This window comes from Spirosoma fluminis, assembly GCF_054778895.1.
Window position 1 is genome coordinate 165,268 of record NZ_BAAGZD010000011.1, and the last position, 23,180, is coordinate 188,447.

14 protein-coding genes are annotated in these 23,180 nt (G+C 55.1%); all 14 read right to left on the reverse strand.

Annotated features, from left to right (window positions below; genetic code table 11):
- Positions 1 to 508 precede the first annotated feature (508 nt).
- The 14 genes from ACYVBJ_RS15045 to ACYVBJ_RS15110 all read right to left on the reverse strand — a co-directional run bounded on the left by ACYVBJ_RS15045 (position 509) and on the right by ACYVBJ_RS15110 (position 23,179).
- Complete coding sequence (locus ACYVBJ_RS15045; protein ID WP_460983131.1) at positions 509 to 4,045, reverse strand: phage tail tape measure protein; 3,537 nt, start codon at positions 4,043 to 4,045, stop codon at positions 509 to 511.
- Positions 4,046 to 4,170: 125 nt separating this feature from the next.
- Positions 4,171 to 4,647 (reverse strand): hypothetical protein, encoded by a 477-nt coding sequence (locus ACYVBJ_RS15050; RefSeq protein WP_460983132.1) that lies wholly within the window; start codon positions 4,645 to 4,647, stop codon positions 4,171 to 4,173.
- Complete coding sequence (locus tag ACYVBJ_RS15055; protein ID WP_460983133.1) at positions 4,647 to 6,719, reverse strand: hypothetical protein; 2,073 nt, start codon at positions 6,717 to 6,719, stop codon at positions 4,647 to 4,649. Before ACYVBJ_RS15055 ends, ACYVBJ_RS15050 begins: the two co-directional genes overlap by 1 nt.
- A gap of 31 nt (positions 6,720 to 6,750) precedes the next feature.
- A complete protein-coding gene (locus ACYVBJ_RS15060; RefSeq protein ID WP_460983134.1) occupies positions 6,751 to 8,718 on the reverse strand; it encodes a hypothetical protein in 1,968 nt (655 codons plus the stop codon).
- Positions 8,718 to 10,844 carry a hypothetical protein gene (locus ACYVBJ_RS15065; RefSeq protein ID WP_460983135.1) on the reverse strand — a complete coding sequence of 709 codons (2,127 nt, stop codon included), beginning with the start codon at positions 10,842 to 10,844 and terminating at the stop codon, positions 8,718 to 8,720. Before ACYVBJ_RS15065 ends, ACYVBJ_RS15060 begins: the two co-directional genes overlap by 1 nt.
- Positions 10,845 to 10,866: 22 nt before the next feature.
- Positions 10,867 to 12,456 (reverse strand): hypothetical protein, encoded by a 1,590-nt coding sequence (locus tag ACYVBJ_RS15070; RefSeq protein ID WP_460983136.1) that lies wholly within the window; start codon positions 12,454 to 12,456, stop codon positions 10,867 to 10,869.
- Positions 12,457 to 12,465: 9 nt separating this feature from the next.
- Positions 12,466 to 15,624: a hypothetical protein gene (locus ACYVBJ_RS15075; RefSeq protein ID WP_460983137.1), complete on the reverse strand. Its 3,159-nt coding sequence runs from the start codon at positions 15,622 to 15,624 to the stop codon at positions 12,466 to 12,468.
- A 1-nt stretch (position 15,625) separates the two neighbouring features.
- Positions 15,626 to 15,919: a hypothetical protein gene (locus ACYVBJ_RS15080; protein WP_460983138.1), complete on the reverse strand. Its 294-nt coding sequence runs from the start codon at positions 15,917 to 15,919 to the stop codon at positions 15,626 to 15,628.
- Positions 15,919 to 20,328 carry a glycosyl hydrolase family 28-related protein gene (locus tag ACYVBJ_RS15085; protein WP_460983139.1) on the reverse strand — a complete coding sequence of 1,470 codons (4,410 nt, stop codon included), beginning with the start codon at positions 20,326 to 20,328 and terminating at the stop codon, positions 15,919 to 15,921. Before ACYVBJ_RS15085 ends, ACYVBJ_RS15080 begins: the two co-directional genes overlap by 1 nt.
- A 62-nt stretch (positions 20,329 to 20,390) precedes the next feature.
- Positions 20,391 to 20,897, reverse strand: a complete 507-nt coding sequence (locus ACYVBJ_RS15090) for a hypothetical protein (protein WP_460983140.1) — start codon at positions 20,895 to 20,897, stop codon at positions 20,391 to 20,393.
- Positions 20,894 to 21,796, reverse strand: a complete 903-nt coding sequence (locus ACYVBJ_RS15095; RefSeq protein ID WP_460983141.1) for a hypothetical protein — start codon at positions 21,794 to 21,796, stop codon at positions 20,894 to 20,896. The genes ACYVBJ_RS15090 and ACYVBJ_RS15095 overlap by 4 nt, the downstream gene beginning before the upstream one ends.
- The gene (locus ACYVBJ_RS15100) at positions 21,796 to 22,173 is read right to left on the reverse strand and encodes a hypothetical protein (protein ID WP_460983142.1); all 378 of its coding nucleotides are present in this window, start codon (positions 22,171 to 22,173) and stop codon (positions 21,796 to 21,798) included. The genes ACYVBJ_RS15095 and ACYVBJ_RS15100 overlap by 1 nt, the downstream gene beginning before the upstream one ends.
- Positions 22,174 to 22,175: 2 nt before the next feature.
- On the reverse strand, positions 22,176 to 22,589 hold the full coding sequence (locus tag ACYVBJ_RS15105) for a hypothetical protein (RefSeq protein ID WP_460983143.1): 414 nt from the start codon (positions 22,587 to 22,589) through the stop codon (positions 22,176 to 22,178).
- Positions 22,586 to 23,179 (reverse strand): N-acetylmuramidase family protein, encoded by a 594-nt coding sequence (locus ACYVBJ_RS15110; protein ID WP_460983144.1) that lies wholly within the window; start codon positions 23,177 to 23,179, stop codon positions 22,586 to 22,588. The genes ACYVBJ_RS15105 and ACYVBJ_RS15110 overlap by 4 nt, the downstream gene beginning before the upstream one ends.
- Between the last annotated feature and the right edge of the window lies 1 nt (position 23,180).

The window sequence follows — 23,180 nt, forward strand, 5'->3', positions numbered from 1 at the left end:
CGTACATGTACGGGCCTGCTCATATCCAGGTCCGAAAGACTTGAAGAGGAACCGTAATAAGAGGAAGAACCAGGTGAATCATAGAGAGCCGAAAACAGATAGGTTTGGCCAGTATATCGGACCCAGCCATTGCCCGCTCGATGCTTTACCCTTACAAATCGGCCATCTGGTTTGCGGAGTTTTGACCGACTAATTAAGGTGTCTCCAGCTTCTACATCGCCAATAATCAAGCTCTGCCCTGACGACATTTGATGCAAATCTGCCGGTGCTTCTGCCAGGTAATAGTATTCGCGTTTGGAGCAGCTGCTCAGGATAAAAACTAAACTTAAGATGCGTAACAGTTTATACATATTGTATCGTTAATGTAAACCGCTAAACTACTCGGATTAAATATTCAGCCTTACTACCGTTAAGTAATATGAGCTAGCCCCGTTAGAGCTAGCTCATAAATATTTTACACGATCAGGCCGGTTATTTAGTTAAGAAACCTTTCCGCGACATCCAATAATTATAGGGTGTTTTCCTGACGAATCTGCTGAACCTGGTCCTGATATTCCTCCAGTAGCCGATAATTCTGCACGATTGGCCGTTTGGCTACTTCCTCCAGCTTTTGACGCGTCAGCTGCTGTTCGCGCACCAGCATCGTGATCGCCTGATCGCTGAGTCCACTGGCTTGCCGGGTACCCGAACCAAGACCCAGTGGGCTAATGGATTCGCTGGAGGCTGAGGCCAGCCCTTGTGAAAGCATACTGTAATTACCTGACCGCTGCATGGCATCCATCATCCGGGCGAAATCGGCAATTACAGGATTTTGAAGCGCCCGGTTATTGATAATAAACTCGGTACCGCGTTCACCTGCCAGGAACGGCCCGGTGGAGCCGCTGTACATGGTTGGCCCCTTCGTGAAGCCCTCCGGGTTACTGAATCCACCGTCCGCAAATGCCGGTGCAGCATAGTTGGCGGAAGCAATCTTACTGAGTACAGTCGCATACGTACCAGTAGCCAACGTTGAGTATCCAACGGCCGCCCACGGGTTAGGCGTGTTGGCCAGAATATTCATCAGCGTTCTGGCATAGGCAACAGTGGCTTCAGCTACAGCCATTGCTTTACTGGCCACGAAAGCGGCCTTCTGGATCGTCGATGATTTCTGCCAGAACTCTTTGAGCCCTTTCAACTGCTCCTCCCAGTTGATCATCATCATGGCCAGAACCTCTTCGATCAATTGTTTGGTAGCTTCCTTGCGACGCTTTTCGTTTGCAATGCTTTTGGCCGTAAACTCATCCGACTTCTGGATGCGGACTTCAATCTGCTGGGTTAGGTTCTCGGTAATTTGCTTTTCGAGTTCCGCTTCATCCTCTGCTTTTTGCTTACTGATTTCGAGTCGTTTTTCCTCCGACTGAATGCCCAGCGCATCGACGTCATCATAAAACTTTTTGTGAATCGCTTTTTTGGCAAGCAAATACTTCATTTCGGCCTCCAGCGATCGGCCTTCAAACTGGGTATCGGTAATTCTGCCAGCCGCTTTATCGATACGTAGTTTATCCAGTTCTCCCTGCCGATAGGCCTGAAGGTCGATGTCCTGATCCTTGAGCGACTGCTCAAGTTTTTTCTTCTCCAGTAACCGATCCTGCTCCAGACGACGTTTGTCGATTTCGGCAAATTCCAGTAAGCTGAGCCGTTTGATTTCATCAATCTTAGCCTGGTTGTCTTTTGCCAGATCGTACATACGGGTGTACTTCTCGGCAAAAGCAGCCACCTCATTTTCGTACTGGGTTTTCTCGCCCTGCATAATTCGCTCGCGCGAGTCAGCCAGCATTTTCTCTAATTCTTCCGCTTCTTTTTCGGCATCCGTTTTCTTATCCTTCTTGCCTTTTTTGTCTGGATCTTTGACTTCGTTTAACGTACCGCCAGTTTTGGTCGATGCCGTTTTGGGGTTAGTCTGGGCCAACAGATCATCGAATTTCTCCAGATCAGCCTTCAACTGCTCGACATTCGCCAGCCGTTTCGCTTCCTCGTAGGCTGCTGCTTTATTTTCTTCGGCGATCTGCTTACGTTGTTGCTCTAGCGCCTTACTATCTAGTAGAGTACCCCACTTCCCAGTTACCAGATTGCCCGCGCCCTGCTTGACACCCTGCCAGAACGAAGGCTCCGCATTTTCGCGGGCTACCTCCCGCGCCCGTGCCAGGGCAGTGGCCAGGCGTGCCCGGGCTTCCTGTTGTTTGAGCACAATCGTACGACGAATGTTTTCCTGCTCTTTTACCGATAGCTCATTGAAACCGGCAACCTTTTCATTCAGATCCTTCAGCGCTTTCGCACTCAGTTCCGTGTTCAGAATGCTTTGCCGTTGAATACGCTGCTTTTTGCGCTCGATGTCCAGCGCCCGTTCACTGTTATCGGAAAAGTATTTAATGCCCGCCACCAGACCCGCCAGGGCGGTTATGACCAGGCCGATCGGGTTTAAAAGCAAGACCGCGGAGAAGGCTGACCAAGCGGTACGGGCCACGGTGACGACGGCCGTTTGCAACGAAATCTGCCCGGTCAATACGCCAGTGGCCAGGGCATACGCTTTCGTAGCTGCTTCGGTAATGACGAGCCAGCGAAACCCAAGTTCATAGGCTGCTTTGCGAGCTAATTCGGCTACCGTGTTGGCGATGGTCGAGGCCGTGGCCTTCATCGTCGACGCGTAGTAGGCAGCCGTCGCCATAGCGGCTATATAGAAGTAGTCCTTTGTTTTGTTCAGCCAGCTGCCAACATCTTTCAGCACCTTGATAAACTCGACGGCACCATGCAGGGCATCCATTAAAAACATCTGAACGCCTTCACTCGTGAACAGATTATTGAACCACTCATTGAGCGCTTTCAGGTCACGGGCCAACTGGTGGTTCTTCTTGTTATATTCTTCCTGAAGACTGGTTTTTTCGGCCAACGCTTTGGCGGCCAGCTTTTGCTTTTGAGCAACAAAGTCGGTCTGATCGGCCAGCAGACTCATCACTTTGATGGATTCCTGCGATTCAACCTTCAGCTCCTTCAGGCGCTGGGCAACCTGCGTGCTGCTTAGTCCGGCGAAGGATTTGGCGAGCGTCATCAGGAATTTATTGGGGTCGGTGTTGATCAGATCCTCGACCGCCTTTTTACTCATGCCCAAATGCTGAGCGAACAGATCAGAGCGGTTAGCCGCGGTTAACATCAAACCGGATAGACCCGAAGCGGCAATCTCGGCCGACAGCCCCAGCTCCTGCATGGCAGCGCCCAGGCCCATCGTTTCAGCCAGCTTCGGTGCTAGACCACCCAGCTGCCCCATACGTGTGGTAAATTCAGCGACGACCGGACCCGTGGCCGATCCGGCGGCTCCTAATTCATTGATGGCCGAGCCAATCGCCTTAATGTTATCGCCAGCGGTGTTATCCCGAGTTTCATCGAACAGCTTACCAATACCGCCGAGCGTTTTGGCTACCTCTTCGACGCCACCGGTGAACTCGTCACCCAGGGCAACGACGGCCATATCTACGTTTTTGACGAAATCGACCAGCTGATCATTGGCAACCCCCAACTGACCACCCGCGATGGCAATGTTGCGAAGCTCGGAATTTGAGGTCCGGGTGTCGATATTTTTTAACTCCTTGTTGAGCGCCTTTACGCCTTCTGAGCTAAGACCAGTTGCTTTTTCGATGTCCGCGAAGGCATCCTTCAGCTTCATCGTCCGTTCGATGGTTGAGGGAATCAGGGCCACCAGCTGTTGCAGCATGAACGTAATGACGTTGCCGCCCACGACGCCCATGGTAACGGTGGCCATCTCTTTTTTGAAGCGGCCCCAGGCCGTACTGGTATCATTAATTCGGGCGGTCATGTCCCGCTGCGCGTTAACCAGCTTATGCATTTCTGCGAGCTTGGCTTTGTATGCAGCCGGATTGTCCTCCTCTTTCATTTTGTTCAGCTCGCTGCGCGTTTTCGTTACAGCCAGGCTGATGTCTTTGAGGGTGATTTTAGCGGCCTGACCATTGATCACGAGGTCAATGACGGCCCGCTCATTTTGCGTTTTTGCCACGGCAATTGAGGGTTAAGGTTGCCGTGAGCCTGCTTTGTGTAGTGGTGGGTATGACTTGTCCTTTAGCTTAGACCTAGCTTAGACTTAGCTTGGCCCGATGCTGTAAGTGAGGCTGTATCTGATGCTTAAGCCATCACTTCAATTTTCGCGGTCAGCGCATTTTCCAGCACCTCCAGCGGTATTTCTATGTAATGTTGGGTGAGCAACTCGCGCAGGCGGTGCAGCTCGTAACTTTTGCGTTTGCTGTACCACCGGATGGGTCTTCGGGTACGTCGCTCGCCATTCTTGCGAACACTCTGGTATTTCGAAAGGGCATAGGAAACGCCGTTGCCTACTCCCATATCGACGAAACGGCCGTACAACAGAAAGCTCAGGTTCGCATCGCGCACATCGTCACCAGCGCCCGATAGCGACATCCGCCAATTGTTTCGCAGCTGATACGTGCGATAGAGTTTCTTCGCCTTCTTGGCCCACTTGCGGGCATACAGCTTTTCATTCAGATCACCCCGAAAGCGGTCGACACTGATTCGCTGCCAGGCCTGCACCAATCCCTTCAGGTTGATGCGCTGATTAATATCCAGGTCGTTGTAGGAGGTGGCCATTAGCTGATGATGTTATAGCCCTCTCCCGGATCGAGCTGAAAAGCCGCTACGTAATCTTCGACCAGTAACGGCCCCAAATCAAAGCGCTGAATGTGCCGGCGACGCTGGGTATACAGTTCTTCTGTCAGGGTCATACTTTGCCCACTGGCCAGGTATGTGGTTACCGTTTCGAGGTAGGCCGGCTGAGGAGCATATTCACCACCCGGGTTGAAGGTCTTTTTTACCCGGATGTTTACCGGCAGATTGTTGGCGGCATAGGGCGTTGTCTTCCCCGAATCAGTCCAAAAGGTTAAGGTTAACGTAACCGCCTTTTGCTGGAACGTACGGGCCGGGCCGGGAGGCAGTACTGGGCCTTCACTATACACTTCGGTCTGACTCATGGCCACCCAGACAAATGGATCGTCGACGTCGGCCGGCTGGTCAATACCCGACGGTAAAGTCAGCACCTCCAGCTTTACAATCGCTTTTCCATCGATGCCCGGACTTTCGGCCTGAAGCTTACTGATCAGATACGAACGACGTATGTAATCCTCCAGCGATAAGGCTACTTTTTCGTGGAGCTTCATCTGACTGAGCAGGGTGACCGGTACCAGCAGGTCCTGAACAATCTTCTGGGTATTATTTCGAAAGAAGAAGTACGCACGTAGTTCATTCCGCCAGGCACCATAGCGGCCGGTGAACGTGAGGGCCATATTGCCTGCCGTCTGCTGCTTGCCATCGCGTACATCGTTGGTGCCGAGGGGGTAGCCCTGATTCTTTGAATCGGTGGTCATTCCCCGGTACAAAAGCAGCTTAAGACCAATCGGATTCCGTCGTTTTCCTTTTTCGTCGAGGTAATTAGCCGACACCGAATACGACGAATCAATGATGTTGCCCGGCTGGCGAACTGTCGGCACAAACCATTTTCCTTTACCTGTCAGGGGAGAGGTTTCGTAGGCCATCTGGCAGGTGCCGCACTTCAACTGCACAAGTTGCTCACCAATACCAATCACCGCCTGGTTGGGCTTCAGCAGTTCACCTTTGGCATTTTTGTTTAACTCGTCAGTCTCGTCGAGCGCTTCGGCCACCGTGTAGCCGCGGCCATCTGGCTGCTCGGTACCATACTCTCCGTTCTGGTATTGGGTAAGATCAACCGGGGTCTGATCCTGTACAGCCTTCCGGAACTGTTTGATGTAACATATCCGACTATTGGCGTTGAACGTAATGCTGAGTCCGAATCGGCCTTTTATGGCCTTAAGAAACTCACTTACACTCATATCCGGCAGGTGCATACCGGCCGTCACCTTATGCCCGAACACCAATGTCGGATTGGTCAGGATGCTGGTACCGGTCTGTACGTTCATGGCCGTCATATTCACGACGACCAGGCGCTGCACTTCCGGATCGGCTAACCAGTCCGATTCAATCTGATAGCCCGCCAGGGCCATAATGCGACTCAATACCCAGCTGAGGTAAAATTGAGGGACTACTAAAAAGCCTGACTGCGTAGCCGTATCGGTTTTGAAACCCGTCGACGACCACACATTGACGAAACTCTGGCGCACAAAGCCGACCAGTTTATTCGAATCGAAGTTATCTTCTAAAAAGCCCTCATTACGAATCGGGAAAAACGTACAGGGAAACTCACCGGGGGGCATGTTGACAATCTGGCCCATGCGCGTCGCCAGGGTGGTTTGCGTACCACTCACAATACCATCGCCCAGGCTGATGACGTCGGGCAGCGCTTCCAGCAAGGTTAACTTTCTGATTTTATCGTAAACCTCCGCGCTATCGATCTTGAGGTACCCATTCAGTTTGCCTCCGGAGACCCGGTACACAAAGGTGCAGCGCCGGTAAGCGACTCCTTCCAGTTCCACCATCACCGGCAAGCTGTACCGTGGAATAGCGGCATCCGGCCGGTAGCCGAATTGCACGAACCGCTTGTTGTTATCATTGAGCGGGGCGTCGATGGGGTAGGAGTACTCGGCGGGTAGTTCGTCATCGGCCAGCCAGGGCACAGCCTGTTCAGTCACCAGATTTTGTCCGGGTAACAGATCAAGCGTTATGCCCTGGTCGTTGGTGATTCTGGCCATATTTATTTAAGAAAAAAGGTTAGGTTTTAGATTATAGGTTAATTAATTGAGCGCCACGGCGAGCGTAGAGCGTTGGCCCCCAGCCTCTGGCCTCAGCCCTCAGCTCCGCCCCATCGATGGGCGATAGAAATGGCACAATCCGGGATGTGTAGCGATCCGGGTTGAGCGCGTAGACGCTGTATACCTCCAGCCGTTTTTTAGGATTGTACACACCTGTTACCAGGGGCACCGCTTTATCGGCCGACCCATTGCGACGCAGCAGACTGGCGGCATCACCGGCGAACCACTCGTTGCGATCGTCGTTTTTGATCTGTATCGAACCCGTCAGAATCTGCGTATCTGGCGTGAAGGCCCGCACCTGGTTGATCTGGTCGAGGGCAATCTGAATCCCTTCCCGGCCAACCTGATGCAGCTGCGGATGGGAGTTTTCCGATTGACCTTTTTCGAGGTACTGTCGGCGGTTTTTTCCCCACACAAACAGGCCGTCGAGGTGAAGCCGGGCGTTGAATACCAGGCCACGAGAAACTTCCGGATGCAGTGGTATTTTGCAGGTATTATTCGTCCAGGGCACCCAGGCTCCAACCCGCTCCCAGTTCTTGTCGGGAAACACGATTGAGCTTTCGTAGATCGGCTCGGTCTGCCAGTACGTGCGGAAATCCGGCCAATTCTTCTTCAGCTTTACGTACTGGGTTAGTTCGGCATGCAGGCAGATGTCATACGGCCGGTGCAGGTTCGGCACCAGCTTATCGTGCCAGGCATGAATGTCGCCGGTAGCCTGCTGATAGTCCCCATAATCGGGCCACCGCATCATCACGTAATCCTCGTAATTGTAGCAGTGGGCTACCTTCGAGAGCGCCCGCAGATTACCCGATACGTCGAAGACTTCACCGTCGAGAGTTACACGTCCCGCGTTCAAATATTCATTCGCCTGCGGAAACCGGCTGGCATCATTGACCGAGGAGCTGAAGAGATCCGACAGACTGTAGTTACCCGAAAAGTCCTTGATGGAATGGATGGGCGCTATTCCGGAATGATCCCCGTAATAAGCGTTGACACCAGGGCAAATGCGGTTGATGATCAGAATAGCCAGCCCGATAATATTTCTCCATTTCTGGTGCAGCGCTTCCGAAAGCCCATTCAGCCCCTCCCGATCGAAGCACTGCTGGAGTGTTTCCGTGCGGCCTGCTACGTAGTTAAAGAACAACGTTTGGCGCTGGGCATAACTCCAGCGGTTCCAGTCATCGAGCGTTAGCCAGGCATACTCCAGGTTTAAGTGGGCTTCGCGTACGGTAGCCACCCCATCGATGAGGCCATCGCCTTCGTTGTTGTTCCAGCGAGGCAGCCGGACGTTTTTCAGGTTTAGACCAATCTGGTGAATGTCCGTCGTCAGCACGTCGAATGGTGAGCGGTAGGGCTCGAAGTCACCACCCGAGTACTCGAAGAATAGCGACTGGTTTTTAGTCGGCAACCCCCACGACGCCCGGCCGCCATCGCCGTAGAACATCTTCGCATCGACCTGCGTACGGCCGTGGCGAAACAATAGCTCAGGCGTTTCATCCGGGAAACCCGGCGCATTCTCGACCGCGATTTCAGACTCTTTCATCTGCCACTCATCTTCGTAGGCAGGATGCTCGATCTGTAACCGGTTATAGCCGAACGGTTCCTCGCTGAAGGTCGAAACAGGCTCAACCTCAATCAGCCTACCAGGCACGGTGGGTGCCGGTGCAGCATCGATCACCGGAGTTTCGTCCATGTGCTGATCTTCCATCCAGGGTGTTGTTTCGTCGGTGGGCGTTTCAGGGATAGGGTCGGTGGGAACTGGCGGCACCACAACCGGTACTGGTTCGATGGGCGCTTGCTCAATAGGTGCAGGTTCAACCGGGGTAGGTTGAGCCTGCCGGGCAATCTCGGCCGCGACCAGTCGAGCCAGTTCCGGAATCGACACCAGGTCGATTCCGGCTGGTCCACCCACAAGCGGTATTTTACGTGCGTCAGCCATTAGATTTTGCGGATTCTATACACGGTGAGCTTCGCATTCGTGGGCGTAACGGGGTTGCCGTTCGCTTCAGCCGACATGATCGCTTTCAGTCCAATCTGCGAGATGATGCCCGAAAAATTCGGATCGCTGGTGCTGATGGTGTAGGTACGCCGAACGCCATCGCCCTGGAGGGGCAGGAATTTCTTGAAGCGCAGGTTGTTGTCGTTGACATCACCGGGCTTTCTCCACTCCAGCCAGAGACCCGAGCAGTTCTCGACGGCCATATCAAACTGGATGGTCTGGATACCGCCAGCCTGCCACGCACGGGGCGGAGATTGAAACTCGCCGAACGTACCACCATCCTGATTCAGCTCGCCGATGTAGACGCTCCAGTTGCCACTCCCCTTGATCATTCGGCTATTCAGGTTCCACCACCTATGGTTATCCTGGGTGAAATCGAAGTCGAACGATTGGTCAATGCCAGGCAACTGCGCGATCTTGGTCAGGGCCTCGACGTTCGAGCCTAAGATGATATAGCCATAGTCATCATACGCACCCGGATTATCATAATTGAATCGGTAAGCGCTGTTGATATAGCTGGTGGCGTTGTCGTTCCAGGCTCCAACGGTACCCGTCATCTGGCCCGTCCGGATGGCTGAGTTCATCGGTGAGTACCAGGTTAAACCAATGCCATTCGGCCCCTCATAGCCACCAACCCAGCACTCGTCCGAATACACGGTGTTGGAGAACTGTGGACCGGCCGACGGATTTCCACCGGGATAGCGGTTAACCAGCTGCCCGCCCAACTTTGTATAGTGGGTAGTGAACGGCGCCAGGATATACATGCAGGGGTTTTCCTGCTCGATGGCATAATACAGCGGCTGATCAGCGTTGCCTGGGCGGGGTTCAACGTTATGGCGAACCTTGTAACAGATGGCCGTACCATTCAGCCACACCTCCTGATCTAAGACAATGTTGCCTGACTCGCCTTTTAGCCCCCAGATCCGCGCGCGGATCTGGCCACAGAAGACCTGGCCCCGGCTGTCGTTGATAACAGCGGATTTCAGGATCAGTGATTCATCCAGAGCCGGGAACAGGGAACCTCCCTGCACCACATTATAGCCCGTATTGAACACGTGGCCTTTGTAGCCCTGCTTGGTGTTTTTGCCGTTCTGGGTGTAGCCATTCGGCTCAGGACCAGGCGTGCCATAATCCGACCCGAACATGATCTGGCGGCCCAAATCCGGCGTGATGGTCTTATACCGATAATCGCTCGGGTCATCCTCCCAGTAGATCTGGAAATTGTTGACCAGGTTGCGGCCAGCGTGCGGCCCGTTTTTGAGAGCTGCGTAGCCGATCACGGCCCCACCCCGGATGAAACCGACCTTGATCTGATCGTTTTCAATGTATTTCATGCCGACCGACTGAGGCCAGCCCTGATCAGAATAGGCGGCAAAGTTCAGGCTCTGGGTACCGGTGTACGAAGGTGGCTGTCCGGTGGTACCACTGATGGGCGGATCGGTATTGCCACTAACCTGAACGATCTGCTGTCGGGTTGCAGAGGTGGGCGTAAAGACGTGGCTAAACGTCTGACTGTCGCTGGTGCGTTTCCAGGTCAGGCGAATAGGCGTAGCCGGTATACCACTACCGGCTGCATCGGTTTTGCGAAAACTCCACTCCTGGGTATAGCTTCCTTGATTGGAAAGCGGCCCAGGTATGTAATACGTACCCGATGTCAGCTGCTGATTGCCGGATGACTGCATAGCCAGGGGCACTCCATCCACCCGTTCCACTTTCATGGTGAGTGCGGAGCCGCCAGCGGGAGCCGCTTCCACGTCGAGCGACTGAACGCCCGGACTATACGTATAGCGGGCAGACAGCATGTTCGACACCGCCGTCGACGAGCTACAGTTAGCGACGATCTCCACGCCCGTATTGAGCGTGATCGAAATACAGCCGGCATTGAGGGCATCGAAAAACGCGGCTTTACCCAAACTATTGTCCGGGTATAAATCCATGTTGCGGGTGGCTCTCCCTTTTTGGAGCGTACCCAGATAGACGCGCTTCGCTTTCTGAATCTTCAGGTTCTGCGCGGGGCCACTCAGCCCGATCAGGGTGAGCAGCCAGAGTAATAAGTACTTTTTCATGTTACGGTTTATGGGTACTCAGTTAGTTATTCTGGGGGTAGATCTGGATGGTGGTACCATCCGGATAGCTCGGGTTGACGATCAGCGTACCCAGCACCTGCGAGTTGTCCACGCCTGGCAAACGCAAGAGGAACTGGTTGAAGGGGTTGCTTCGGCCGGTCAACTGCTCGTTGTAGAAGGTCGAGAAGTGGGTAAAGCCAGACGCAGCGAACGGAGAGTTAGCCGGTAGGGGCTGCATCAGAGTGAAGGTGCTGCCGGTCGAATTGCGCGACTGTACGTACTTGATTTCAGGACGTACGTTGCCGGTCACGCGGGCGAAAATCCAGGTGTGCTCGTTGACGCTGCCATTGCTGGCCACCTCCCGCCATCCCTGAATCAGATAGGCATCCACCTCATCAATGCGGTTGGTACCGGTGGGTACGTCAGCCGCATTGATGATGGCTACGCTCTGCTCGATGGTGACCCCACTCATGGTCGCCCGAATGGTCTGGTTCAGATTGGCGCCGATGGTGTTCGCATTGGCCTTGAACTCACCCGCCGTAGGCGTAATAAAGCCCACCCCGGCCGGTGCGCCGGGAGCCGACAGACCCGGATTCGGATACAGCCGCCAGCTGCCATCGGAGAGCTTTTCTTCAACGGAAATTTTAATGGCGGCACCGCCTTCGTTGGCCGAGTAGGGAAGATCTTTCCAGCGGTAGCTGCCCACGGGCTGCGGTGCTGGCAGATCAACCAGATCCGGGCCGTCACTGTCGTCGGGTCCCCAGGGGGTAGTCTCCAGTACCGGTGCGGGCAGCTCGGTCGTCAGGTTGACAACGCCTTCGCTATCGACATTTGCGTCGATGGGCAGCTGGCCATACATATCAACCCCCTGGTGGTGGGTCGTAACTGTGTATTGGCCAGACACCGGATTGAGGTAATTCGGATACACGAAGAAGTAGTCCTTCGCGCCAATGCTCGCGTTGAAACGCTGCATCTGGTAGATACCGGTATCGGTCCATCCGCTAGGGCCTTTCAGGTTCACGTACGGCAGTATGCTGCTGTCAGCGCCCACCCGCACCACGATACGACGCTCACTGGCGTAGTAGCGATAGTGCATGTATACGTTCACCGAGAGCTGCTGAATCGTGAACGTCTTGGCAGTTTTTTTGCCGTCGCTCTGCACGGCCTCCAGGGTGAACACAGGCACGGCTCCGGCCGGTACATTATCCCCGATCATCACCAGATTCCCCTCCGGCGTATACGAAGGAGCCAGGTACTGTGGCCACACGTCAGCTATATAGTTAACAATAGACTGACCCGACGCGGCCGTAGCCGCATCCAGGGGCACAATCCATTTCCAGAAACCAGGCAGAAAACCGGGCGGTAGCACATTCCCCCACACGGGTGCACCCGTTACGGGTACCGGTTCTTGAGCGCAGTCGGTCGACAGCTCGTTTTCGGGTCCGTAGTAGCGTTCCCAGCCCCGCCCTTGCGGATCAATGGCCTGACCAATGGTTAAAACGGTATTGCGGGGCACGATATACAACACCAGCCGCCCCTGCGCATCGCGCAGAGGCTGGCCGGGATTGTTGGGGTCCGGTCGGCCAACAAGTTGTTGAGTGCGGGTAGCCATGACGGTGGATTAGTAGGAGCGCCAGTTGAAAAGAATCTCAAAGTCGGGCAGATCAGCCAGGCCCACGGCTCCCGAAACCGAATACGTGTTTATCGACAGCACCGGCGCGCCCGAATAGAGGGCGTTGCTGCCCAGGTATTTCAGCGTGGTGGTGCCGTTGGAGAAGTTGTTGCCGGTAACGTCGGTAGGCGTTGTGCCGCTGGAGGTGCCGCCGGTGATCACCTGATACACCCGGTTAGCCGTGGTGCCCCCCGGCACGACAGTCAGCACCCGACCTGCGGTATAAGCGGTTGAGGCTGTCCAGGTATCGCTGATGTGCAATTCCCCCGTCTTGATGCCGGAACTACCGCTCAGCTGGTCGAGCCTGCGGTAGCCCTCCTGCATCAGATTCACGTTAAAAATCTGGTTGTAGTTACCCGTCAGCACCTGATTGACTGACAGCATGCAGGTGGTGCCGGAATACTTCTTGTTGACCCGGATCTCGATGCTTTCGATCCGGCCGTACAAGGGCATTTCGTAGGCAGCTCCGCCCCCGGCCGTCCACTTCACATCCCGCTGAGTCAATCTGAATTGCTTAACGACACCCGACGACTGGTTTCCCGCCCAACGTTGCGAAGATTCATTCCAGAGTCGATGTGTTGCAGGCCAGGTATGATTGCCTTTGTCGATTACGTTCTTGATGTTCGACCACTTCCAGGTTTCGCCCACCACCGGGGCTGGCCAGGTGCCGGAGATCACATACGCGCCCTGGCCTGAGTTGTAGGCAGCATCGTAGCTGATATTTGTTACAAAGCCGCCTTTATCACCCTCTTGTTTGAACACCCGCGTGCCAATCTCCATCGTGCGCACAGCCAGCATGCTGGCTTCCGAAAAGCTGCTGTTGGGGATTTTGATATCCGTACCGGACACAACCGGAATGGACAGGCTCTGAAACAGGCCCAGATCGATCAGGGTCGTGTTGGGGTACGAAGACGAGACCGAGAAATCGAGCTGATCCAGTACCACCTCCCGGATCGGGTAATAGGCTGGGTGGTAATTGATGGGATGGAAGCCCGTGGGCTGGGTATCGCCCCGAAGCCGGGTGCGCTTCACCTGGTACGCACGTGGAGCAATCCAGAGCGACTGAGCTAAATCGCAGTCCTCGAAACTGACGTATTCAACACCACTGGCCCCCGACACCTGCCCTTTAAAAGACGAGTTTTTATACTTGACGCTACCGACGAGCTTATCCAGCTCAGAGGAGCCGTTGAAGTTGGTGTTCTCGATCAGCACCGTCCGATTCTCCGAAGCCCACACCCAACCGGTTTCGGTCTTTACATCGTCTAAAACCAAATCTTCGGCCCCAATGACAACGGGGCTGTTGGCATTGCCCCCGGTCGCGTCGCCCAGCGTGCCGTTATGGATACCGATATGCTTCGCGTAATTTGACGTATTGTCGTCAAGGGGGTAGATGCGGGGTTTGCCTGAATATCTACCCGCGCCCAGAATACCGGGCACATCCCATACGGCTGTATTGTAGCTGTAGCGAAGCGGTTTTTGCAGGGTAATGACGCCCGTGCCCGCATTTACCGATTCGACCACGTGCCACTCGTAAAAGCGCACACCCGGAGGGGCACCATTGCCCACCTGGTCATAGTGCCACAGAAACACGCGTTTGCCGGCTGAGTAGTTGCTGATCTCGGAAGTGGTGGTGAGCGTCAGACTCCGACTACCCGCTGTAACGGTACCGAAGAGGTGAGACGGGTTATAGGTTTTGGTACCTATGTAGCTCAGGACGTTGTTCTGGAACAGCTCGCCCATGTTGAGCGGCCGGGCCAGCGCATCGTCGGTGCCTGAATAGATCGTTTTAATCGTACTCCCATTCAGGAAAAAATCAGCGTCCTTAATGGCGTATGCCCAGCGATTGTTTGAGGTCAGGATCGTGCCCGGTCCCGGCATGTACGCATCATAATGGGGCTTGTTGGCTCCAGCCAGCGTACTACGCAACAGCATCAGGCCGGTCGCGTTATCGGTGAACCCGTCGGCTACGATGTTGTAAGGCGCAGCGGCTGCATTGATGATGTTGGTGTAGCTGGTTCCGGCTGTAGCCGTGCCGCTGGTACTCGGCGTGGACCAGGTCGCCGACGTTGGACCCGTTGCTGTGATGACCTGACCAGTTGATGGCGTTCCCGTTACGGTCACCCCTCCGATCTTCTGACTATTATCGACGACGTTGTTGGCATCGGTATCGTAGACCGAACGCGACATGTCACCCGAACCACTACCTGACGCCCCCGTTGCGCCCTGCGGTAAGGTGAAGCTCAGCGTAGGAGACGTACTGGTTCCACCCAATACGACCACTGCATTCGTGCCCGGTGCGCCGGTCGTGATGGTGCCAATCGTGAACGTTGGGGTAGCGCCCGCCACACCCTGAATGCCTTGAATACCCTGGCTGCCTTGTGCACCAATGAGCGACACGCCAGCAGGCCACGTTCCTGATGCTTTGGGGCCGTAGAAGGTACTGGTTGCCGTATTGATGTATACGTCGCCATTGTTACCGACTCCGTTTGTGGGAGCAACGGTGCCCGTTAAGACCGTTGGCACTAACCAGCTACGATCCTGACTTAAGTCGAGCGGTACCCCATTAATCGATAAGGTGCGGAGGTTGGGTACTTTCGACGACAGGTCGAGGGTCAGATTGGTAATCTTTAACTGGCTAAGCGTACCGTTAATCTTGGCATCAGTAACCGAACCATCCACAGGAATCCGCTGGTCACCCAGCCTAGTATCGGTACCCCGTACCGCTTCGCCGATACTCGCGTTACCGGAAAATGGTACGTTCAGATAAGCCGCCGAACCTAAGGCATCCACTTTAGCTTTATCCGCAGCTGACATAGCCCCCGCACTAGCGGAGGTTGCGCCACTGATCACGACGTCCGTGCCGGTGTCGCTGTTTATACTGATACTGGAGGGGCCGCTGACACTGCTCAGGTTGGTGGAGCCGGTCGGGGCCGCTTGCCAGGTGGCGGCTTTAGGGCCAGTCGCTTTGATGATCTGACCAGCAGAAGGCGTACCGGTGACCGATACGCCGTTTATTCGTAAGCTATTGTCAACAGGTCGCGTTTGACCCAGTACGGCACTGGCCGCAAAGCAAAAAAGTAAAAGAAGGTTCTTAAACGAGGAATTCATATTACGCGGGTTTGTATAAGTAGAGTTGTCGAAGGCCCACAGTCGGCACGTAGAGGTACATCGTGGTCGGATTGGTGCCCCCTTCGACGGCCCCGGCGTTGCCAGCCGAATCGTCGTCGAGGACGGTGATGAGTTTGGCCTTTAAGCCCGATGCGGCCGTGAGGGCATCGGCATAGGTGGCCACGGTCTGCCAGCCCACACTGGCGCTGGTTCGGGTTTTCATCTCCCGAGCGAGCTTGCGCATCCCGTTGGATACGTCCCTGATCTTGGCGGGTGAGTCTGGATTTGCTGCCATTAGAGAATGAGGATGTGTGACCGGTCTCCGCAGTGGCCGATGGCGGTCATGGTAACTGTGCCCCCGAACTGGACCTTCTCGCCGATGCCCTCCGTAACCTGGGGCGAAAAGCCGATCGTCAGCGCCGAGTTGCCCGTGGCCACGCAGCTCACGCTCAGGTTATCGATCGTGCCCGCCGAGTTGAGGGCCACCTGGTTACCCAGCGTGACGGTCGGTACAGCCTTCATCTGCCCATCGCTGTAGCGGGCTGATACGGCGATCGATACGTTTACTTTTCGGGTGGCAATCGAATCCGAGCCTTCGTAGCCCATCGACAGCAGGCCCTCAATTTCGATCAGCACGCTCTGACCCATGTTGTTGGCCACCAAGGGGGGCATATTGAGTCGCAGTATGTTGGCACTGGTGGCACCACCCGAGCTTTCGCGGATCACTTTAATGGGGATCGTCGTTCGGTGCTGGGTCGACGATTCGATGTAGTAGGCCGGTTTGTCGGGCGTATACAGCGTGACCGATTCCGTTTTGGGGTTCCACAAGACCTTCGCCGGTAGCTGGGAGAAGCTGAGCGGCTTGGATGAATTGAAGATCGTGTTGCGGACGTAGCAGCTGATCTTCTCGTCGACGTTGGCCGGGGTGTCGGTCGTCAGCAGCCTGCGATCGCCGGTATTGTCGATGATCTTGATGTTGCTATCGATGATCCAGCCTTGGCCTCCCCGCTTGAGCTCGAAGATAGATTTAGAGGGCTCAATCACATTGGCCAGTTGAAACCTGATCTCGGCGTGGGAGAGTGCCCCATAGATGTTCATCACCCGGCCCCCGCCTTCGATGGTGCCCCCCAGTTTGGCGTTGAACATGCCGCCAAACGCGTCGAAGGCGCTGCTGTCGAGGCCATTGACCTTGATGTAGCCGTTGGCCATCCACAGCGAGTTGACATCTTCGGTGGTGACGGCGGTTGATCCGTTGCCCAGACACTCGATGTAGTAGCCCAAAAACGAGGTCACGCCCAGCGAGTGCGGTACGCCCAGCAGCGGGTGCTTGTAATGCTCGTAGGGGGGATTGTTAGCCCCCTTCAGCACGACGGGGCTGTTAGCCCGGTACCATACGTTGGTATGTGTGTTTTCTTCGGCCCCGGTGTTGCTGAAGGCGATCGTGCCCTGGAAACCGTTGGCTAACGGCATATCGGGCATGATGACGATCACATTGTCATACTGCTGATTCTGGGTCTGCTCCAGAGCCGCGAAGATGCCGGTGTAAATGCCTAAGGTGCTCTGCTGAGCCAGCGGAGCCGTCGTGTCCGAGAACAGGGCCATCGATTCGACCCGCGCCCACTGCGAGCCGGTCAGATCGATCATGGCCTCCCCGCCTGTTCGGCCCAGCAGCTGCGTACCCAGTTTGGATTCGCCCCGCAGGACAATGCCATCGCGCAGCAGGGTTCCGGGCAGGCGGGTGTTGGTTACGTTGAGGCCCTTATCGATGCGGTACTGATTACCTGGGAAATACACTTCACCGGGGCGTCTGCTGTCGCCCACCATAACCGAAGCGGCATCAATAGCCGCCTGGATGGCATCCGAATCGTCGACGACCCCGGTTCCTCTGGCCCCGTAGTAGAGCACGTTGTACACCCGCCGACCCGCGAACGGATTGTCGATCGGATCGTCGTTGTCGAGCTCATCGTTGATGTCAGCCTCGAAATCGTAGTCCTCAGCGGGAGAGCCACCGCCACCGGTGCCCGGCTCTTCCCCGGTATCTTCCACCGGGCGACAGTAGAGGTGGCCGTTCTGCACGACAAAGACATCACTTTCCCCACCGCCATTGCTACCATTACCACTGCCCAGCTTATCGCGGAGCCAGTTGGCGAACACAACCGGGTCGCCATGCTTGGCCAGCATTTTAGACAAATCGCGCATGGAGAGTTTGCGCAGGTTGTCGCCGACCTCGTTGGTGTCCCAGTTGGGCACAACGATTGATTCGGCGACCTCGGTAGTGGCCAGCGACTTGATGCCGATCGACTTGAACCAGCCAGCGGTAGCCGACGCTTCCAGGCGACTGACACCGTAAATTTTCTGGGAAGCGGTGGTTTTCTCGACAATCTTCCCAGCAACGATCGTAACACGTGATCCATCGGCGGCATGGCCCGAAAAGGAGCCGACACTGCGCGAGCCGTCTTCGTTTTCGATCAGGTGAATGTGCCCCCGATCGGAGGCCGGTTGGCCCCACGCCTGGAGGGTAATGTAGTTGTGATTACCCCGTAAGATGATGTTCTCGTCAGCGATGTTGCCAAAGCCGAGAATGTCATTGAGGGTAAAAAACTGAGCGAGTTTAGCGGCAAACAGCTTGACGTATTCGGGGGTAATGTTGACCACCAGATTGGCCATTGCTCGCGCCCAAGTCATGAAACGGATCAGTCGTTTGCCGTCTTCATCGGCTACGTTATCCGCTGCGGCCATCAGGCCGGGCGATTCCTGCCATTCTTCGGTCAGGTCGGTGCGTCGGGTTACTTCATCAAGCGTGCCGGCCTGCTCGCCAATCATGGCCTCGACCTCCGTGATGGTCGGTACGTCGGTCAGGTTCAGCTCCGACCGGGTGTAAAAGCGGTTGCTGGGGAAATACAGCTGATCAGCTGACTCCTGTTTGAGAAAGCCGAGCGTTTCCGGATTTGGCTCAGCCGCCTTAATCCGCATCTTGTTAAACAGGTCCTGGGTAAAATCCTGACGGATGAAATCCGGGATGGTATCGTCGACGGCATGAACGATCGTCGGCAGTTCAATAGTGACCTGTCCGCCTGGCTGGAAATTAGGCGGAGGGGGCGTGTCGCCGATGCTGGCGGTTTCGTCGAGTGTATAAAAATCGTCTTTGTATAAAAAGACATACTGAAACTTATGGGCAAATAAGTTATCGCCGTCCTTCTGCTGCTGGATGCTTTTGCTAACCAGGCCAATGGGTAAGGCCCGGCCGCTCGACAGATCGAATTTGTTTGGCGAACGGTAGAAGTCGGTCCAGTCGCGCAGTACCGACTCAGGCCAGAAACCCGTCGTTACTTCGATCTGCTGCTGGGTAGAGAGGTCATAGGGCGCAAACTGTCCTTCGGATACATCGTAATGATGGGCCAGGTAATGCTGGGCCTGCTCGGCGAACAGGTTCAGCTCGTACGAACCTTTCCCATAGGTGGTTAGCGTTTCAACGCATCCCAAACTGTTGAGAAATGCAAAAAACCGGGTATACGGCCGGTATTCACCGTTTAGGAGGTAGCGATAGGGAACGCTCAGGGCAACCAGCCCATTCGCCGAAACCCGCTGCACCGAGTACTCCACCAGGTTGCGGCCAGCTGGTACCAAGTTGGACAGCTGCAGATGCAGCGGGCCAACCGGATACGTAATCTTTTCGCCCTGTGCTACCGTCTGTGGCGCATACAGATCCGTTCTGACAACGGTATCCCCATTGTCCAGGGTGAGCGTAACCTTCAGTAACGTATCTGTTTGGGTACCCCGTTGATTGAGAAAAGTCAGGAACTGCGGCTCATTGGGCAGAATGTAGCGGGTATAGGAGCCGTAGCGAAGCGCCCGGTCGAGGGCCGCCGTTGCGCCCATAAACCGGTTTAATGGTAAGCCCGAACCACTTTGATTGATATAATCAGCACCCCCCAGGTAGGCATACCTGATCTGATCGAAGGAAACATGGCCGATTTGAAGGGGAGAGCCCCAGGCTTCGCCTGAGGCAATGATGTATTTACGGCCGGAGTTGGGTGAATCGGTGGGAGCTTGTGAACTTCCCCACTGTGGCCAGTCTTTTTCGAGTTTGGCATGAATTACATTGCCGACGTTGATGCGGGCTATGCCATTCTCATCGCACTCGACAGGAGGGGATAAAAGCCGCTCGTAATCCGTATCGAGGTTGGTGCCGGGCGTACCCAGTTTTTGCAACCAGATTTCAACGTAGATGCTGTACTGCGTGCGGGTGAGCGGATTGGCCCCATATACGGTGGTACCAAAGCCGAACGGGGTTCCGACGGGCAGCGTACCGACCGAAATGTCGTAGGCCGGGCCGGGCTGACGAGCCGTGAAATAGATACCCGGAATCTGATCAGGTTCATTCCGGGTAAGAATAAAATCTTCCCGGATGGGATAGTAGCCCTTTAACTCATCGAGCAGGTTATCCAGGTAGTCGGCCGACCCGTCGCCGGTCGTAAACTCGCCGGGTTGGGAGGGGGTGTTCTTGAAGGTTAAAGTGCGGGCTTGTCCGTTCCAGCGGAGTGTCAGTTTGGTGCCATCGATAACTGGAGAAGCAACAAATAATAAACACTTGGCCTTGGTACCGAGGGTAATGTATCGGCCCGAACCGGAAAAGACATAGGTCATCCGGCCCCCTTTGGTCAAACCATAAACATCGGGCGTTTCAACGAGCTGTACGGACATGAGGGCGAATTAGCCCGGTGAGCCGTCCTTAGGCCGCGACACCCGCGTTGACGCAGGGGGATTCAAAGATCCAGCCAGTCATCGGCACTAACGGCCACGGTGGTGGGCATCGTCCACTCGAAGGGGTAGCCCCATCCGGCGGCTATTTCGGCAATCGTCTGGGCGGGTTCGCCTTCAAACTCCGTACTCGGTATAATCCGTTTGTTAACTAACAATCCCTGGGGATGACGGCAATCGCGATACATCCGATTGACGAATGATAAGGCAATGATGCGGGCCTCGGCCTGCGCCCGGCGAACGTCGTCCGGATCTTTACCATTACAGGTGACCAGGACCGACACACCACCATAGATTTTTAACCGATAGTTGTCGCTGGTACGGTCCAGATCATCCAGGTACTGATCGATCACGACGGCCGGTAATTTTAGTTTTTTACGTACGGCCTGGTCGAGCGACGTGCGGTTATTGTCGCTGGCCACGTAAAACCGGTTGTTGGTTTCCGAGTGCTGAATAGCGGTGTGTTTGGTGGCCAGGTTCCTGAAGTAGTCGATGTATTCCTGTTCGCTCATTTTTTCTTCATGCTTTCCAATTGAGCATCCATCTCTTCGGCCTGACGGATTTGATCGTTCAGCACCTTCAGGGCCAGATACACATTTGTCTTTTCGATCTCGGGAATCTTAGTGACGTCATGCTTGGCCATGCCGATGGCTACGTCCAGCCAGGTATCCGACGATTTTTTGTTTGATTTTCCGGCAGTCGGTTCCTCCGATGACTGGTTTTTCGGAAAAACGAACCGGAACGCGCGTTGCAGCAACATCAAGGTGCAGGCATGGGAGAACGCGATTCGCTCCAATAGGGCCGGATCAAGACTCGTAAACAGGGCTTCGCGCTTTTCGATCTGTTTGGTGTCGAGCGGTATTCTTTCCGCACTACCTGCTGCTCTCGGCCGGTATAACACGGCCGCCAGGCGGGGCCAGTTATTGTCCTTGAAGGCCTTATCGGCATACATGAACTCTTCGAACGTGCAGTCGCGCAGGCCCTCGCCCGGGCCCACGTACAGAGTGCGGTTAAAGCAGCGCTTTACCAACACCAGGGGCGAACCGAATTGAAACGAATACCGACGGAAGCGCTTGACAAAAACCGCGTCAGCATCATCTTCGGCGATCCAGCTTAACGTATCGAGCAGGCTAATGCCCTGTTGCAGCGTCAGCGCGCGGTCCTCATCCGAAAGCCCTTTATAACGCAAAAACGTATCGTCGAACAACCACCGCTGGTGCCGCTTCTTCATGCCGTACAACATCCTCAGGGCGGCAAACAACACTTCGTGTTTTGTCGAAACTTGATTACGAATGCGCATCAGGGCGACCTGCTGCGCATCGGTTAGTTCTTTCCATGAGGAGGGGCCACTGAATGGTAGCCTGTATCCGGCGTTACGTTTGGGCGATATGGCCAGTTCGAAGGTGTTCACTAGCGTTTGAGTTTTAAGCCGATTAGAATTAAGGCCAGCGTACCGACAATACTGGCCCAGGCCAGTATCCGGTGGGCCATAGTCAATTCTTTGGCATCGGTCGTTTTGCCTTCTCCGCGCAGGTAGTGCCAGGTGCGGCTGGCCATCAGAACGCCCACCGCAAACCGGTATAGATACGGCAGAGGTGGTATGGTGTGGTCGATGTTGATGATCACCGGCCGCACCAGCATGCATAGGGTAAAAATCAACACCGCCCAGATGGGCACGATGGTCGTCAGCCAGTGCTGGTGACGCAGGCGGTACATCAGCGTAAGGCAGCTGACAAAAGTTAAGACCAGGCCAAGTTCGCCCAGCCAGAAATAGGGATTGTGTAGCATGGCTATTCGAGTTTAGGAGGTTTGGGTACGGAATCGCCCAGTTGCTTTTTGGCCTGGTTGATAACCACGTCAGCCAGTATCCAGCCGATGAGACCGGCGATGACCGTGCTCAACTCGGGCGTTAGTTTGAGCATGTTTACGACGTCTTTCCAGCCCGCCATACCGATCACCGTACCGCTGAGGGCGATGGTGACCCATTCCCAGAAGGGTTTATGGATGACAACCCCGTTGGCATCTTTTTTGGCTTTCAGGGTGGCGATGGTCGCTCCGGCAAACGCCCAGGGCAGTTTAGTCCAGTCGACACCCAGGGATAAAACGTAGCCGCCGACCTGTTCGAGCCAGTTGATCAGGATCAGGCCATAGCCGTTGGTGACCAGCAGCATGGAGTTTTTGAGGGTGTTTACTTTCGTTTTCATCTGGGTTGGAGCGTGGCGGGGGTCGGTCTGGAGAACCAGGCGAAGAATCGGGCTAAACGCGTATCGTACTGGTTCTTGTAATAATATTTGCCATTGTAGAGCCGGGCCAGATCCTTCCACCGGTGCTCGCGCAATTCATCATCGAGGCCGGTGGCCAGCAGGTATTCCGTCGTCAGCTGGAGCTGCGTATCTTCCGACTTCTCCATCAGGGCCACAAACTGCTTGAGGCTGTTGCAACCGCAGAGGGTGAAATTGAAGCCCATCACCTGAAACATGCCCCAGCTGGTAGCCATCACGGCCGCCGTCGCATTAAGCGTGCAGGCCTCGTTGAAGAGTTTCCAGGAATGTGCCGTATCACGGGGATAGTTTGGATTCCAGTTCGGATACGACAGATGCGGATGGCTTTTATCGTAACGTCCTTTGGTCCGCTGGGAGAAGTGGTGCGGCTCGAAGCGAATCACCACCCGGCCATCATCCAGAAACCCTTTACCCGAGCTTTCTACAGCGGCCAGCGTACGCACTTCAGCGACGCCGGTGCGTAGTCGTTTAGCCGCGGCTAACAGGCCATCCAGGGTGAGGAGCTTTCCCATC